Source organism: Kitasatospora sp. NPDC001309 (genome assembly GCF_042896295.1).
In the GTDB taxonomy this organism is placed as follows: Bacteria; Actinomycetota; Actinomycetes; order Streptomycetales; family Streptomycetaceae; genus Kitasatospora.
On the sequence record NZ_JBIAXC010000038.1, the window covers coordinates 42,584 to 56,543 of the forward strand.

Consider the following 13,960-nt stretch of genomic DNA (forward strand, 5'->3'; position numbering starts at 1 on the left):
CGGCATGGCTGACCTTGAAGAACGCGCCAATGTCGTCGCGTCCGGACCTCGGCAGACCGGTGCGGGGGTGGGCGTCCGACGGCGCCGCGCCGCCGATCTCGCCGACTGCGTACGGGCCCTGGGCGACGTCCACACCATCGACGGCTACCCCGCCGAGTGGCCCGAGCGGCCCGCCGCCTGGCTCAGCCCGGACGGCCTGCTGGCCGCCTGGGTCGCCGAGGCGGACGGCCGGATCGTCGGCCACGTCGGCCTGGTCCGCTGCGGCCCCGGCGACCTCGCCCCCGGGCTGTGGAGCCTGCGCACCGGCGGCAGACCGGAACTCACCGCCCTGATCGGCCGCCTGTACGTCGCCCCGGCCGCCCGCGGCCGCGGGGCCGGCACCGGGCTGCTCGCCCACGCCGTGGTGCACGCCCGGACCCTCGGCCTGCACCCCGTGCTCGACGTGCTCGCCACCGACACCGCCGCCCTGGCCCTCTACCGGCGCCTCGGCTGGACCCTGCTCGGCAGCGGCGAACAGCGCTGGGCCTCCGGCCGCACGGTCGACGTGCACTGCTTCGCCGCGCCGCGGGGGTAGCGCGCGGGTGGCTCCGGCGGCCCGGCGCCCGGGCCGCCGGACGTCAGAGCGGAACGACCTGGACGCCCGCTTCCAGGCCGATGAAGTCGGCGGCGTTCCGGGTGTAGAGCGGCAGGCCGTGGGCGGCCGCCGTCGCCGCGATCATCAGAGCCATGCGGCGGGGCCGGGGATCACGCTTGGCCTGGATGGTGAGCGCCGTCAGTGTGCCGAACCTCCGGGCTGCCTCGCGGTCGAACGGGAGCGCGGTGAACTCCGCCTCCACGTCCGCGAGCCGCTGTGCCCTGGCCAGCACCTGCACGGGATCCTTGGCCATCGCGACGCCCTGGGCGAGTTCGGCCAGCACGATGGATGCCACCGCGGCCTCGACCGGCAGGAGCTGTGGGTCGATCCGCGGCAGGTCGATCACGACGCAGGTGTCGAGCAGTCCGCGTTGGTGTCGCCCGGTCACGCCTGCTCCCACGGGTCGTCGCCGCCGACCCGGTCCTCGTCACCGTAGAAGGCATCGGCTTCGGCACGCATCTCCGCTGCGTCGATCACGGGTGCGTTCTGCCACTTCCGCTGGAGCTCTTCGACGGGGACGAACCGGCGGCGACTGCTGATCGGCCGGACCTCGGCGATCTCGGTGCCGTTCCGGGTGATGTGGTAGATCTCTCCGGCTTCGACGTCGTCGAGCACGGCCTTGGACCGCGCCGCGAGCTCGCGCTGCGTGATGGTCTTCATGGAGCCATTGTATCGCGCTGTAATGCGCCGTGTAGCAGTTTGCGTGGAGCCCCGGGCCGGTCGGGATGCGGGGCGGTCCGGGGCTCCACGAGGGCGGCGGGTCAGGGACGCGGGGATCCCCCGGTGGGGGAGGGGGATGGTCACGCCGGGGGAGGCCGGGGCCGGGGCGGGCGGGTGAGCCTGGGGCCATGGTGATCGGGGAGTGGGTGCGGGACGGTCGGGCGGTGGCCGGCTGGGGCCTCGGGTACGCGGGGTTCGGGGCGGGCTGCGGGTTGGGCGGGACGGCGCTGTGGGGGGCCGGCTGGGTCGGGTGGGCGGTCGCCGGGGTCGGGGCGGTGGCGGTCAGGGCCGGGTGGGCGGCGGCCCGGGGGCGGCCGGGGCGGGGGCTGACCCGGGGGTTGTGGCTGCTGTGCGGGTTGGCCGCGGTGGCGTCCTGGAGCCTGCTGATGGACGTGGTGACGCTGCTGTTCGGGCAGGGCGTGGACAGCGTCCCGGACGCGGTGCACAAGGTGCTGGCCGCGGCCGGGGCGCTGCTGCTGGCGGGCACCGCGCGGGCCCGGGGGCCGGTCGCGGCGCGGACGGCCTTCCGGGCGGCGCCCTCGGCGGCCCCGGCCACCGTCCAACTCGCGGCCTGGGCGGGGACCTTGGCCTTCGTGCCGTACGTGGTGATGAAGCTGGTCTGGGCCTTCGGCGGCAGCTTCGCGGGGATCAGCGGCGACCGGATGTACGCCGACTACGTGCGCAACGGCTCCTCCGGGATCTGGCTGGCCCTGGAGCGCCGGGGGCTGGACGGCACCGTGCTGCTGGCGGCGCTCGGGGTGTTCCTGCTGTGGGGGCTGGTGCGGCCGTGGGGGCAGGTGTTCCCGCGCTGGACCCTGCCGCTGCGCGGCCGGCCCGTACCGCGCTGGCTGCCGCTCGCCCCGGCGCTGATCGGCGCGGTCACGCTGGCGCCGTACGGGCTGCTCGGGATCGGCTACCTGTCGCTGTGCGCCGCCGGGGTGACCGGGATGCGGGTGGGCGCGCTGGGGACGCCGGAGCAGGCGATGCAGATCGGGTGGGTCGGGATGGGCGCCTTCGCCGGGTACGGGGTGGCGCTGGCGGTGGCCACCCGCTCGTACTGGCGGCGGACCGGACCGGACCGGACCGGGGCGTGAGCGGGGGCGGGGGCGGGGAGGGCAGGGAAGTGTTTGCTGAGGCGGCAACAAAGCTTGCCGATACGGGATGGTCGGTCGCAGCCTGGCGGTGGAGGTGAGCGACGATGACCGAGAAGACGACGACCGGGAAGAACGGCGCGAACGGCACGGCGGAGGGCTACGACGCGGTGGTGGTCGGCGCCGGTGCGGCGGGACTGAACGCCGCCCTGGTGCTGGGCCGGGCCCGGCGCCGGGTCGCGGTGGTGGACGCGGGTGAACCGCGCAACGCCCCCGCCGCCCACATGCACGGCTTCCTCAGCCGGGAGGGCATGCCCCCGGCCGCACTGCTCGCGGTCGGCCGCGAGGAGGTCGCCCGGTACGGGGTGCACCTGATCGACGGCCGGGTCGAACACGTCGAGCGGGCCGGACCGGCCGAACCCGGCTTCGTGGTCCGACTGGCCGGCGGGCCGGTGCTGCACGCGCGCCGGCTCGTCGTCGCCACCGGGCTGCGGGACGGCCTGCCCGACCTGCCCGGCCTCGCCGAACGCTGGGGCCGGGACGTCCTGCACTGCCCGTACTGCCACGGCTGGGAGGTCCGCGACCGCCCGCTCGGGGTGCTCGGCACCGGCCCGGGGCCGTCAACCAGGCGCTGCTGCTGCGGCAGTGGTCGGACGACGTGGTGCTGCTCGCCCACACCCTGGAGCCCACCGCCGCCGAGCGGGAACGGCTCGCGGCGCGCGGCGTCCGGGTCGTCGAGGGCCGGATCGTCCGGGTGGTCGCCGACGACGGGCGGCTGCGCGGCGTCGAACTCGACACCGGGCGGGTGGTCACCCGGGAGGCCGTCTTCGTCGCCCCCCGGCCGGTGCCCCGGGACGCGCTGCTCCTCGGACTGGACTGCGCCCGGGACGACGACGGCTGGGTCACCACCGACCGGACCGGCCGCACCAGCGTCCCCGGCGTCTGGGCCGTCGGCAACGTCGCCGACCCGCGCGCCCAGGTGGTCGTCGCCGCCGGGGCGGGCGCGGCCGCCGCCTTCGTCCTCGACCACGACCTGGTGGACGAGGAGATCGGACGGGCGGTCGCCCTGTGCCGCGCGTCCGGGCCGGCCCTGCCGGTCTGAGCGGGGAAGCTACCAGCGACCGACCGGCCGACCGACCCACGCACCCAGCCACGCACCCAGCCACCCACCCACGCACCCACCACCGGAGAGGCACCACCATGTCCGCACACCAGCACGGTCAGCACCAGCACGGGCACCAGCACCAGCACGGCCCCGGGCAGGTCCCGGCCGCCGACCTCGACTGGGACGCGCTCGCGGCACACCTGGAGCGGGAGGCCGAGCTGCGGGCCGACGCCGTCACCGCGGCCGGGCAGTGGCTGTCCGGCCTCGCCGGGGACGGCACGGTCCGCCGGGTCCTCGACGTCGGCGCCGGGCCCGGGGTGATCGCCCAGCAGCTCGCGGCGGTCCTCCCGGCCGCCGAGGTGGTCGCCGTCGACCGGTCGGCCGCCCTGCTGGAGCGCGCCCGGACCCGCTCCGGCGGCCGGCTCGGCATCCAACAGGCCGACCTGCCCGCCGAGTTCGACAAGCTCGGCGAGGCCGACCTGATCTGGTCCGGCAACGCGATCCACCACCTCGGCGACCAGCAGGCCGCGCTCACCGCGCTGGCCGGCCGGCTGCGCCCCGGCGGCCTGCTCGCCGTCGCGGAGAGCGGCCTGCCGCCGCGCTTCCTGCCCCGCGACTTCGGCCTCGGCCGGCCCGGCTTCCAGGCCCGGCTGGACGCCGCCCACGAGGACGGCTTCGCCGCCATGCGGGCCGAACTGCCCGACGCCACCGAGGAGGTCGAGGACTGGCCGGCCATGCTCCGGCGGGCCGGACTGGAGCCCAGCGGCACCCGGACCTTCCTGGTCGACCACCCGGCACCGCTGGCCCGCCCGGTCCGCGAGTACCTGCACACCCAACTGGTCCGGCGCCACGACCAGTTGGCCGAGGCGATCGACCCGCGGGACCGGGCGACCCTGGAGGCGCTGATCGACGAGGACGCGCCGACCGGGATCCTGCGGCGGCCGGACGCGTTCTACCTGTCGGCGATGACGGTGCACACCGGGCGCAAGGCCTGAGGGGGTCGCCGCGCCCTGCCGGGGTGGCTCAGGGAGCGACCTGGAGGAAGGCCAGGACGGCCAGCACCCGGCGGTGGTCCTCCTCGGAGGGCGGCAGGTCGAGCTTGAGGAAGATGTTCGCGGTGTGCTTCTTCACGGCCCGCTCGGTGATCACCATCCGCTCGGCGATGGCCCCGTTCGAGCGTCCCTCCGCCATGAGCTCCAGGACTTCGCGCTCACGCGGCGTCAGGCGCTCCAGCGGCTTGCTGCGGCCGGTGTTGTTGACCAGCATCGCGATCACCTGCGGGTCCAGCGCGGTGCCGCCCGCCGCCACCCGGTGGACCGTCGCCACGAACTCGTCGGGGTCGAAGACCCGGTCCTTGAGCAGGTAGCCGATCGCGCCGGTGCCGTCGGCGAGCAACTCCTTGGCGTAGAGCTGCTCCACGTACTGGGAAAGCACGAGCACCGGCAGACCGGGGATCTGCCGGCGCGCTTCCAGAGCCGCCTGCAGGCCCTCGTCGGTGAACGTCGGGGGCAGTCGTACGTCGACGACTGCCACGTCCGGCCGTTCGGTGAGGAGGGCCTGCAACAGGTCCGGTCCGGTGTCCACCGCGGCCACGACCTCGAAGTCGTAGGCCTGCAGCATCCGGACCAGGCCGTCCCTCAGGAGGAAGAGGTCCTCCGCGAGTACAACTCGCACGGCAGCTCCATCGTCAGGGTCGTGGGGCCGCCGAGCGGGCTGCGGACGGCCAGGACTCCGTCGAAGGTAGCAAGTCGGCGCTCCAGGCCGCGCAGGCCGGTGCCGCGGGAGGGGTCGGCGCCGCCGGTGCCGTCGTCCGTGATCTGGGCCTTCAGGGTGCCGTTCTCGTACCAGAGTTGGACGTCGACGTGGCTCGCGCCGGAGTGCTTGGCGGCGTTGGTGAGCGCCTCGGAGACGGCGAAGTAGACGGCGGACTCGACCGGGGCCTCGGGGCGGCCGGGCAGTTCGGCGGAGACCGTCACGTTCAGCGGGCTGTCCATGCCCAGGGCCCGGACGGCGTCGGCCAGGCCGCGGTCGGCCAGCACCGGCGGGTGGATGCCGCGGACCAGGTCGCGCAGCTCGTTCAGGGCGGAGGCGGAGGCCTGGCGGGTCTCGGCGAGCAGCTGCTTGGCGGCCTCCGGGTCACGCTCGACCAGCCGCTCGGCGACGCCCAGGTTCATGCCCATGGCCACCAGCCGGGCCTGCGCACCGTCGTGCAGGTCCCGCTCGATCCGGCGCAGTTCGGCGGCCTGGGTGGTCAGCGCGTCGCGCCGGGTCTCGGTGAGGTGGGCGACCTTGCGCTCGGCGGCCAGCGCCTCGGCCCGGGCGGTCGGGCCCAGCAGCGCCTTGGCGAGCGCGGTGTGGCCGCGCAGCGCGGCGGGGGCGATCGCCAGGCCGGCCAGCATCACCGGGACGCCGAACAGGGCGGCGGTGCCGGCGGCACCCGAGTCGGTGACGTGGATCCACAGGTACCAGGTGTTGCCGCCGTTGTCGGCGATCGACTGCCAGACCTGCGGCAGCACCAGGCCGAAGGCGCCGTAGGCGACCACCAGGAGCGGGAACAGCGCCACCGTGAAGCCGACCACCGGGTCGACCACCAGCCAGAGCAGGTCGCGCCAGGTGGCCTGGTCCGCCAGCATCGCCTGGCAGCGCTTCCAGGCCCCCTGGAGGCCGGGTGCGGCCTCCGGCAGCGGCTGGTAGGGGTCACGGATCTCGACGCCGTTCCAGCGGGCGGCGAGCCGGCGCCGCAGGCCGGCCAGGCCGCGGACCGCGAGGAGCGTGGGCGGCACCAGCAGCGCGCCGACCGCGAGGCCCATCAGCGAGGCGGTGACCGAGGCGGCGGTGAGCAGCAGCAGCTGCGGCACGGCGAACGCGGCCAGCGCGGGGCCCCGCAGCAGGGACCGGACGGCGTTGCCCAGCATGCCGAGCGGGTTGCGCCGGCTGCGGCCGCCCGTGGTGTCGGTGTTCTGCACGTTGTTCACAACTCCCGTGGTGATGCTGCTGGTCATGACCGCTCGGCCCTTTCCGTGACGGCCTCGCGGCCGGTATCCCTACCCGTTGCTTGCTGACGACATCCAGACTGCCGTCCGCCGCCGTTCCGATCACTGGGCCCTGGACCCCTGTTGGTGGTACCTGGGTACACCCCCCGATCGACGCCCAGAGGCCATGTCCCGGAAACGGTGCCCGGCCTAGTGTTGCGGGTGTCGGGGAGCGACCCGCCGCAAGGGCGCCGGAGCTTCCGTAAATCACTTGTATCGAACGGGAGTTCATCATGAGCGCGCGACGTGGCGAGGCGAACCGGCCGCTGGCCCGGCGGGGTTGGGTGCGACTGGTCCTGGTGCTCGCGGCGATCGGCCTGTTCCTGTACGGGCTCACGCCGGACCGGGCCCACGCGGCCACCGCGACGGCGGGCAGCGGGAGTTCGGCGGCGGCCGGCGGCTCGGCACCACCCGACCCCGGATCGGTGAAGCGGCTCTTCGACGAGATCGTGCCGAAGCTGCTCGCCGAGCACCGGATCCCCGGCGCGGCGGTCAGCGTGGTGGCCGGCGGCCGGCAGGTCTTCGCCGGCGGCTACGGCGTCTCCGACGTGCCCGGGCACAAGGCCGTCGACCCCGACCGGACCGCGTTCTTCACGGGCTCCGACGCCAAGGTGTTCACCGCCGTCGCCGTCCTCCAGCAGGTCCGGGCCGGGAAGTTGGACCTGCACGCGGACGTCAACACCTACCTGAGCACGTTCAAGGTCAGGGACAGCTACCCGGGACACCCGGTCACCGTCGAGAACCTGCTGACCCACACCGGCGGCTTCGACGACACCTTCATGGGGCTGGCCCAGGCCGGGCCGCAGCACGTCGGGAGCCTCGGCGACGCGCTGGCCGCCCACCAGCCGGACCGGGTCCGGGCGCCGGGGGTGGTCGCCGCGTACGACAACTACGGTGTCGCGCTGGCCGGTTACCTGGTCGAGGTGGTCTCCGGACAGCCCTTCGACCAGTACGTCGCGCAGCACGTGCTGCAACCGCTCGGGATGGAGCGCACCACCTTCACCCAGCCCCACCCGGCTGCCATCGACGCCGAACTCGCCCACGGCTACCGGCCCGAGGGCGACGGCCAGACCGAGACCGAGGGGCTGTACGGGCCGCTCACCCCGACCGGCGCGGCCGCCGTCACCACCGTCACCGACATGGGACGGCTGATGCTGGCCCTGCTGAACGGCGGCTCCCTGGAGGGCCGTCCGGTCCTGGACCGGGACGGCACCGCGCAGCTGCTCGCCCGGCACTTCGGGCCCGACCGGCGGATGCCCGGGATGGCCTACCTGCTCGAACAGCGCGACCGCAACGGGCAGCAGCTGCTGGTCAAGGACGGCGACGTGCCCGGCTTCCACAGCAACCTGGCGCTGCTGCCGGAGCGGGGGGTCGGACTGTACGTGACCGTCAACGGGGACGGCGAGGACTCCACCGGCGGGTGGGCGACCCAGCAGGTGCTCAACGCCTTCGTGGACCGGTTCTACCCGGCTCCGGCCGCCGCCGCCCCGGCGGTGGTGGGCGGGGACCTGGGGAAGTTCACCGGCGACTACCGGTCGACCCGGGTCAGCCAGTCCAACCTGACCAGGGCGTCGGCACTGATGGGGTCCGTGCACGTGGCGGCGCGGGGCGCGGAGCTCGTCGTGAGCGGGCCGGTCGTCCGGGACCCGCAGGCGGGCGAGACCCGGTGGCAGCAGGTGGAACCGGGGCTCTTCCAGCAGGTGGGCGGGAGCGCCCGGATCGCCTTCGAGCTGAACGGCGACGGGGACGTGGTCTCGATGCTGACGGACGGCGACCCGACCGTCGCGTACCAGCCGCTGGCCTGGTACCAGGCCCCGGAACTGCACCAGCGGGTGGCCCTCGGGAGCCTGGTGGTGCTGGGTCTCACGGTGATCGGGTGGCTGGTCGCCGCGGTGGTGCGGTCGGTGCGGGGCAAGGGGCGGGCCGGGGCGCCGGCGGCCCGGCTGCTGGGGTGGGTGACGGGACTGCTGCTGGTCGTGGCGACCGGGTGCTTCGCGCTGCTGACCTCGGACTCCAACGCCCTCAACCAGACGCTGTTCCTGGGGGATTCGCCGCTGCTGACGGTGGTGCCGGCGATGTACCTCGGGGCCCTGGGGCTGACCCTGCTGACGGTGCTCTGCGCGGTCCTCGCCTGGGTGCGGGGCTGGTGGGGGGTGTTCGGTCGGCTGCACTACACGGTGCTGGCCGTGGCGGCGGTGCTGTTCCTGGTGCTGGCCGGGGGCTACGACCTCATCGGGACCGGGCACTTGGCGGGCTCCTTGGATCTGATCGGGTGAGGCGGGGCGGGGCGGACGGAAGGGGACGGCCACGGCCCCCGGCGGTGACGCCGGGGGCCGTCGGGTGTCAGGCGACGATCTGCCAGGAGGTGGTGGGGACCGGCGGCCGGAGCGAGACGTCGTGCCAGCGGACGGTGCGGCGGGTGGACGGGGTGGCGGCGGCCGCCGCGGCGCGGGTGGCCCTGTGCTGGAGCAGGAGCACGGTGAGGGCGGCGATCTCCTCGGGGGTGAGGTCCTGGTCGGTGCGGAAGAGGGCGGGACGGAAGAGGTCGGTGCGGAAGAGGGCGGGGCGGTCGGTCACGGGAGCCTCCGGGTGGGGGAACCCCGACGGCCCCGACGCGGGGCGTCGGGGCCGTCGAGGGGGGTCGTCGGATCAGGCGTGCTTGACCAGGAGGAGACGGTGCATGGGGGTGTCGAGCAGGGCGACGCGGCGCAGCCCGGCGTCGGCGAGCCACTGGTCGTAGTCCTGGACGGTGAAGGCGTCGCCGCCGCCGGTGGCGAGCATGGAGGCGGCGAAGAGGCGGAAGAAGCGGTTCTGGGTGTTCCCGTCGGTGCTGTCCTCGTCGACGATGTGGTCGGCGATGGCGATGACGCCGTCCTCGGTGAGGGACTTGGCGGAGCGGAGGAGGAGCTCGCGGGCCGACTCGGGGGTCTGGAGGTGGAAGATGTTGACGAAGAGGGCGACGTCGACGCCGGTGCCCCAGTCGTCGGACCAGAAGTCGGCGATCTCCGGGTTGAAGCGGTCGGCGACACCGAGGCGGTGGGCCTGGGCGTTGGCGATCGGGACGATCCGCTCGGCGTCCAGGGCCCGGGCGTTGAGGCCGCTGAACTCCTGGAGCAGCAGCTGGCTGTAGATGCCGGTGCCGCAGCCGACGTCGAGCAGGGTGCGGCCGGCGCCGTCGGTCCAGCCCTGCTCGCGCAGGGCGTCGGCGAGGGTGGCGGCGATCGGCGGGGCCCAGAAGTTGATGCCGCGGACGAGGGAGGTGTAGTCCTCCTCGGAGATCTGGTTGAGCTGCTGCGAGCCCTCGGAGTTGCGGGCGCCGGAGCGGACGTTGCCGGCCAGGTTGCGCCAGGCGCCCCAGGCGACGTTGCGGTCGTGCCGGATCTTGCCGACCAGGCTGTACAGGCCCTCGGGGGCGAAGACGTCGTGCATCTCCGGTGGCAGGGTGTAGACGGCCTGGCCGTCCGCCGCGCGGCTGCGCTCGACCACGTCGTAGGCGGCCAGGCCGTCCAGCAGGACGCGGGTGGCGCGCAGGTCGGTGCCGAGCCGGCTGGAGAGCTCCCCGGCGGTGGCCGGGGCGGCGATCAGGGCGGTGAAGGCGCCGAGGTCGTGGGCGGCCTCGATGACGCCGGTGGCCCAGATGCCGATGAGGTGCTCGTACATCCGGTGGGCGGCGTTGACGCCGGTGCCGCGGCCGGGGAGCAGCTCGGTGTCGACGAGCGGGGTGTGGTTGTCGAAGGTGCGCACGGCGGGGATGGTCATGGTCGTTTCTCCTAGTCGAGGTGGACGGTGCGTCTGGTGCGTCTGGTCACAGGACGATTCCGCCGTCGATCTGCAGGACCGAACCGGTGAGGTAGGCGGACTGGGGGCCCGCCAGGAAGGCGACCGATTCGGCCACCTCGTCCGCCGTGCCGAAGCGGCCGAGCGGGATGTGCTTGAGGGCGTCGGTGCGTTGGGCGTCGGTGAGCACCGAGGTCATGTCGGTCTCGATCATGCCGGGGGCGACCGCGTTGACCCGGACCCCGTAGCGGCCGACCTCCTTGGCCAGCGCCCGGGTGAGCGCGATGATCCCGGCCTTGGAGGCCGCGTAGTTGCTCTGGCCGGGGTTGCCGTAGACGCCGGAGACGGAGCTGAGGGTGATGATCGAACCGGCGCGGCGCTTGACCATCGGGAAGGCCACCGCGCGGCAGAGGTTCGCGGTGCCGGTCAGGTTGGTGTCGGTGACGGACCGCCAGTCGTCGTCGGACATCAGGAGGAGCGGCTTGTCGCGGGTGATTCCGGCACTCGCGACGGCGACGGTGATCGGGCCGAGCTCCTCCTCGGTGCGGGTGACCCAGGCGCGGACGGCGGCGGCGTCGGTGACGTCGACCTTCTCGGCCAAGGCGGCGACGCCGAGGGCGTCGAGCTCCTTGGCCAGGACGTCGGCGGCCTGCCGGTCGGACTGGTAGCAGAAGCTGATCGGGTGCCCCTCGGCGGCGAGCCGCAGGGCGGCGGCCTTGCCGATGCCGCGGGAGCCGCCGCTGATCAGGACGGTGCCGGGAGTGCTCATCGGTCACCGCCGGTGAGGCGCAGGACGGCGCAGGCGGCCAGGCCCTGGTGGTCGAGCGAGGCGATCACGGCGAGGCGGCCGGCGGCCGCGGGATCCTGCTCGGCCAGGGACAGGACGGTGGTGAGGGAGAAGACGGTCGCGGCGGATCCGGTGTCGCCGAGCAGGTCGGGGACCCGGTCGACGGCCTCGGAGCCGACCAGCTCGGCGAGCCGGTCGCGGGCCGGCTGCCCGGTGACGGCCGCGGCCCAGACCTGGTCGGCGGTCGCGTCGGCCTGGGCGAGGGCGTCGAGGACGGTGGCGGCCAGCGCCGCCTGCGGGTCGTCGTCGACGTCCAACCGGACGTCCAGGGACAGCAGTTCGGCCAGCACCCGGCGGCCGGGCGGCAGGGTCCGCCCGGTCTCCACCAGCAGGACGGCGCTGCCCTCGCCGCTGGGCCGGTCGTTCTCCCCGGCCAGCCACTCGCGGGTCTCGGACTGCTCCTCCACCGCGCCGACCAGGGCGCGTTCGGCGCGGCCGGCCGCCAGCAGGCGGCGGGCGTAGCCGAGGGCGAGCAGGCCGCCCGCGGCGCCGCCGGCCAGGGTGGTGTTGGGGCCCTTGAGGTCGAAGCGGATGGCGGTGGCCGCGGCCGGGCCGTTCATCAGCACGTTCGGCATCAGCTGGGCGGGCACGTCGTAGGGCTTGTCGCCCTCGAAGGAGGCCCGGCTGAACCCGGCGGCGCTGTGGGCGCTGCCGAGGGTGGTGCCGAGGACGAGGGCGGTGCCGCCGCCGGTGGCGATCGGGCTCTGCGCGGCCTCGGCCTCGCCGAGCAGTTCGCGGACGGCGGTGACGGCCAGGCCGGTGGCCCGGTCGAAGGTGCGGGTGCCGGCCTTGCCGAGCACCTTGCGGGTCTCGAAGTCGGGTACCTGGTGGGCCGGTTCCCCCCGGCCGACCCCGGCCGCGAACGCGTCGCGGCCGAGGCCGAAGGGGGAGACCGCGGACCATGCGGTGATCAGCGGCCGGTCCCGATGGATCGTGGTCGAGCTCGTGCGCTCGCTCATCGGCTGGGCTCCTCCTCGTGGCGCCCCAGGACGACGGAGGCGTTGTTGCCGCCGAAGGCCAGTCCGTTGTTGACCACCACCCGGAGGTCCGCGGGGACGGAGTGGTTGGGTACGCAGTCGATCTGGCACTGGGGGTCGGTGGTGCGGTGGTTGACGGTGGGCGGGACGAAGCCGTGGGCCAGCGCGAGCGCCGAGGCGGCCGCGCCGAGCGCGCTCGCCGCGCCCATCGAGTGGCCGAGCATCGCCTTGAGGGCGACGGTGCGCGGCGGGGTGTCGCCGAAGACCTCGCGGATCGCGCGGGTCTCGGTGATGTCGTTGGTGGGGGTGCCGGTGCCGTGGGCGGATACCAGGTCCACCTCGGCCGCCTTGACCCCGGCGTCGTTGAGCGCCAGTTCCATGCAGCGGGCGACGCTCGACTGGTCGGGGGCGGTGGGGTGGTGGGCGTCGCAGTTGAGCCCGTAGCCGAGCAGCTCGGCGTAGATCCGGGCGCCGCGGCGCCGGGCCGAGTCGAGGGTCTCCAGGACGAGGACCCCCGCGCCCTCGGCCGTGAGGAGCCCCTCGCGGTCGGCGTCGAACGGACGGCAGTAGTCGGAGGAGACCAGGCCGAGCCGGCTGAACCCGGCGAAGGTGCGGCGGCAGATCGCGTCCGCGCCGCCGACGACGGCGATGTCCGCCTCGCCGGTGCGCACGGCGTCGAAGCCGTCGCCGATCGCGTAGTTCCCGGCCGCGCAGGCGGTGCCGAGGACGGCCGGGACGACCCGCGGGAGCCGCAGCTCCCGGGCGATCGCCAGGGCCAGCTGGTGGGCCGGCAGGCGGTCGGCCACCAGCTGGTCGACCGGGTGCTCCGGCCCGTTGGCGACCGACTCCGCGATCAGCTTGTCCAGCTCGGGCGCCTCGCCGTCGGTGGTGCCGATGGTGATCTGGGCGCGGAGCCCGGCGAGCTCCTGCTCGTCGAGCCCGGCGTCCCGGACGGCCATCCGGGCCGCCGCGACGGCGAACTGGGTGGCGCGGCCGAGCTCCTCGACCGGGAGGCGGTGGATCCACTGCTCCGGCTCGAAGCCGTCGACCTCGTGGCCGGAGGTGCGCAGGAACCCGTCGGTGTCGAAGCTGGTGATCGGACCGGCACCGCAGCGGCCCTCGCGCAGGGCCGAGGTGAAGTCCTCGACCCCGTTGCCGATGCTCGACAGGACGCCGATGCCGGTCACCACCACGCGCTGCGGCGCGGTCATCGGGCGGTCGCCCGGGACAGGACCTCCAGCACGGCGCCCAGGTTGACCATGTTGGGCAGCTCCTCCTGCGGGATGGTGACGTGGAACTCCTTCTCCAGGCGGGCGAGCACCTCGATGGCGTTCAGCGAGTCGGCGCCGTAGTGGTCGATGAAGTGGTCGGTGAGGGTCAGTTCGTCCAGCTCCAGGTCGAGGCAGTCGGCGACGATCTCGCGGACCTTGGACTCGTCGATGGCGACGGTGCTCATGGGGTGCTCCTCAGGTGGTGTCGGATCGGTGGTGCTCTGGTCGGGCGGTGGTGCTCTGGTCGGGTGGTGCTTTCCGGTCGGGCGGTGTCCGGGGGTCAGGCGGTGGCGTCGATCAGGCTCTGCGGGCGCAGGTCGGTCCAGCTGCGCTCGATGTGGTCCAGCGCCTCCTGCCGGGTGCTCGCGCCCTTGACGGTCCGCCAGCCGGCCGGGACCTCGGCGAAGGCGGGCCAGAGGCTGTGCTGGTTCTCGTGGTTGGCGAGGACGAGGAAGGTGCCTTGCTCGTCGTCGAACGGGTTGCTCATGATTTCTCGGTCCTTTCGG

General features: G+C 74.3%; 15 protein-coding genes and 1 pseudogene. 5 read left to right on the forward strand and 11 right to left on the reverse strand.

Going from position 1 to position 13,960, the window contains the following annotated elements:
• Nucleotides 1-4: 4 nt before the first annotated feature.
• Entirely contained in the window at nt 5-574 is a 570-nt protein-coding gene (locus ACFY2K_RS31330) for a GNAT family N-acetyltransferase (protein ID WP_380525593.1), read from the forward strand.
• Between the two features lie 43 nt (nt 575-617).
• On the opposite strand, the gene ACFY2K_RS31335 is transcribed toward ACFY2K_RS31330, so the two are convergent.
• Together ACFY2K_RS31335 and ACFY2K_RS31340 are read right to left on the reverse strand one after the other, a co-directional pair.
• Nucleotides 618-1,022, reverse strand: a complete 405-nt coding sequence (locus tag ACFY2K_RS31335; protein WP_387716041.1) for a type II toxin-antitoxin system VapC family toxin — start codon at nt 1,020-1,022, stop codon at nt 618-620.
• On the reverse strand, nt 1,019-1,294 hold the full coding sequence (locus tag ACFY2K_RS31340; RefSeq protein ID WP_375895603.1) for a type II toxin-antitoxin system Phd/YefM family antitoxin: 276 nt from the start codon (nt 1,292-1,294) through the stop codon (nt 1,019-1,021). The genes ACFY2K_RS31335 and ACFY2K_RS31340 overlap by 4 nt, the downstream gene beginning before the upstream one ends.
• A 188-nt stretch (nt 1,295-1,482) precedes the next feature.
• On the opposite strand from ACFY2K_RS31340, the gene ACFY2K_RS31345 reads away from it, so the two are divergent.
• The 3 genes and pseudogenes from ACFY2K_RS31345 to ACFY2K_RS31355 all read left to right on the forward strand — a co-directional run bounded on the left by ACFY2K_RS31345 (nt 1,483) and on the right by ACFY2K_RS31355 (nt 4,545).
• Nucleotides 1,483-2,448: a hypothetical protein gene (locus ACFY2K_RS31345; protein ID WP_387716044.1), complete on the forward strand. Its 966-nt coding sequence runs from the start codon at nt 1,483-1,485 to the stop codon at nt 2,446-2,448.
• A gap of 104 nt (nt 2,449-2,552) precedes the next feature.
• Nucleotides 2,553-3,547: pseudogene (locus ACFY2K_RS31350) on the forward strand (NAD(P)/FAD-dependent oxidoreductase).
• A 98-nt stretch (nt 3,548-3,645) separates the two neighbouring features.
• Nucleotides 3,646-4,545 carry a class I SAM-dependent methyltransferase gene (locus ACFY2K_RS31355; protein WP_387716046.1) on the forward strand — a complete coding sequence of 300 codons (900 nt, stop codon included), beginning with the start codon at nt 3,646-3,648 and terminating at the stop codon, nt 4,543-4,545.
• A gap of 28 nt (nt 4,546-4,573) precedes the next feature.
• Here the strand turns inward: ACFY2K_RS31355 and ACFY2K_RS31360 are convergent, their stop codons facing one another.
• Nucleotides 4,574-5,224 carry a LuxR C-terminal-related transcriptional regulator gene (locus tag ACFY2K_RS31360; RefSeq protein ID WP_375895613.1) on the reverse strand — a complete coding sequence of 217 codons (651 nt, stop codon included), beginning with the start codon at nt 5,222-5,224 and terminating at the stop codon, nt 4,574-4,576.
• Nucleotides 5,188-6,552 carry a sensor histidine kinase gene (locus ACFY2K_RS31365; protein ID WP_375895616.1) on the reverse strand — a complete coding sequence of 455 codons (1,365 nt, stop codon included), beginning with the start codon at nt 6,550-6,552 and terminating at the stop codon, nt 5,188-5,190. The genes ACFY2K_RS31360 and ACFY2K_RS31365 overlap by 37 nt, the downstream gene beginning before the upstream one ends.
• A gap of 263 nt (nt 6,553-6,815) precedes the next feature.
• Between ACFY2K_RS31365 and ACFY2K_RS31370 the strand changes: the two genes are divergently transcribed.
• On the forward strand, nt 6,816-8,858 hold the full coding sequence (locus ACFY2K_RS31370) for a serine hydrolase domain-containing protein (protein ID WP_387716049.1): 2,043 nt from the start codon (nt 6,816-6,818) through the stop codon (nt 8,856-8,858).
• Nucleotides 8,859-8,925: 67 nt separating this feature from the next.
• Here the strand turns inward: ACFY2K_RS31370 and ACFY2K_RS31375 are convergent, their stop codons facing one another.
• From ACFY2K_RS31375 to ACFY2K_RS31405, 7 genes are all read right to left on the reverse strand, one after another.
• Nucleotides 8,926-9,159: an acyl-CoA carboxylase epsilon subunit gene (locus tag ACFY2K_RS31375; protein ID WP_387716052.1), complete on the reverse strand. Its 234-nt coding sequence runs from the start codon at nt 9,157-9,159 to the stop codon at nt 8,926-8,928.
• 72 nt (nt 9,160-9,231) lie between these two features.
• On the reverse strand, nt 9,232-10,341 hold the full coding sequence (locus ACFY2K_RS31380) for a methyltransferase (protein WP_375895624.1): 1,110 nt from the start codon (nt 10,339-10,341) through the stop codon (nt 9,232-9,234).
• A 46-nt stretch (nt 10,342-10,387) separates the two neighbouring features.
• A complete protein-coding gene (gene fabG / locus ACFY2K_RS31385) occupies nt 10,388-11,128 on the reverse strand; it encodes a 3-oxoacyl-ACP reductase FabG (RefSeq protein ID WP_387716055.1) in 741 nt (246 codons plus the stop codon).
• The gene (locus tag ACFY2K_RS31390; RefSeq protein WP_380644205.1) at nt 11,125-12,165 is read right to left on the reverse strand and encodes a beta-ketoacyl synthase N-terminal-like domain-containing protein; all 1,041 of its coding nucleotides are present in this window, start codon (nt 12,163-12,165) and stop codon (nt 11,125-11,127) included. Before ACFY2K_RS31390 ends, fabG begins: the two co-directional genes overlap by 4 nt.
• On the reverse strand, nt 12,162-13,394 hold the full coding sequence (locus ACFY2K_RS31395; RefSeq protein WP_387716058.1) for a beta-ketoacyl-[acyl-carrier-protein] synthase family protein: 1,233 nt from the start codon (nt 13,392-13,394) through the stop codon (nt 12,162-12,164). Before ACFY2K_RS31395 ends, ACFY2K_RS31390 begins: the two co-directional genes overlap by 4 nt.
• The gene (locus tag ACFY2K_RS31400) at nt 13,391-13,639 is read right to left on the reverse strand and encodes an acyl carrier protein (protein WP_375895633.1); all 249 of its coding nucleotides are present in this window, start codon (nt 13,637-13,639) and stop codon (nt 13,391-13,393) included. Before ACFY2K_RS31400 ends, ACFY2K_RS31395 begins: the two co-directional genes overlap by 4 nt.
• Before the next feature lie 95 nt (nt 13,640-13,734).
• A complete protein-coding gene (locus tag ACFY2K_RS31405) occupies nt 13,735-13,941 on the reverse strand; it encodes an MbtH family protein (RefSeq protein ID WP_380594357.1) in 207 nt (68 codons plus the stop codon).
• Between the last annotated feature and the right edge of the window lie 19 nt (nt 13,942-13,960).

What these genes read in the sequence shown, in the direction of transcription:
- ACFY2K_RS31330 (WP_380525593.1), top strand. Translation starts at nt 5, where the DNA reads ATGGCTGACCTTGAAGAACGCGCCAATGTCGTCGCGTCCGGACCTCGG.
- ACFY2K_RS31340 (WP_375895603.1), bottom strand. Translation starts at nt 1,294, where the DNA reads ATGAAGACCATCACGCAGCGCGAGCTCGCGGCGCGGTCCAAGGCCGTG.
- ACFY2K_RS31345 (WP_387716044.1), top strand. Translation starts at nt 1,483, where the DNA reads ATGGTGATCGGGGAGTGGGTGCGGGACGGTCGGGCGGTGGCCGGCTGG.
- ACFY2K_RS31355 (WP_387716046.1), top strand. Translation starts at nt 3,646, where the DNA reads ATGTCCGCACACCAGCACGGTCAGCACCAGCACGGGCACCAGCACCAG.
- ACFY2K_RS31365 (WP_375895616.1), bottom strand. Translation starts at nt 6,552, where the DNA reads ATGACCAGCAGCATCACCACGGGAGTTGTGAACAACGTGCAGAACACC.
- ACFY2K_RS31370 (WP_387716049.1), top strand. Translation starts at nt 6,816, where the DNA reads ATGAGCGCGCGACGTGGCGAGGCGAACCGGCCGCTGGCCCGGCGGGGT.
- ACFY2K_RS31380 (WP_375895624.1), bottom strand. Translation starts at nt 10,341, where the DNA reads ATGACCATCCCCGCCGTGCGCACCTTCGACAACCACACCCCGCTCGTC.
- fabG (WP_387716055.1), bottom strand. Translation starts at nt 11,128, where the DNA reads ATGAGCACTCCCGGCACCGTCCTGATCAGCGGCGGCTCCCGCGGCATC.
- ACFY2K_RS31390 (WP_380644205.1), bottom strand. Translation starts at nt 12,165, where the DNA reads ATGAGCGAGCGCACGAGCTCGACCACGATCCATCGGGACCGGCCGCTG.
- ACFY2K_RS31395 (WP_387716058.1), bottom strand. Translation starts at nt 13,394, where the DNA reads ATGACCGCGCCGCAGCGCGTGGTGGTGACCGGCATCGGCGTCCTGTCG.
- ACFY2K_RS31400 (WP_375895633.1), bottom strand. Translation starts at nt 13,639, where the DNA reads ATGAGCACCGTCGCCATCGACGAGTCCAAGGTCCGCGAGATCGTCGCC.
- ACFY2K_RS31405 (WP_380594357.1), bottom strand. Translation starts at nt 13,941, where the DNA reads ATGAGCAACCCGTTCGACGACGAGCAAGGCACCTTCCTCGTCCTCGCC.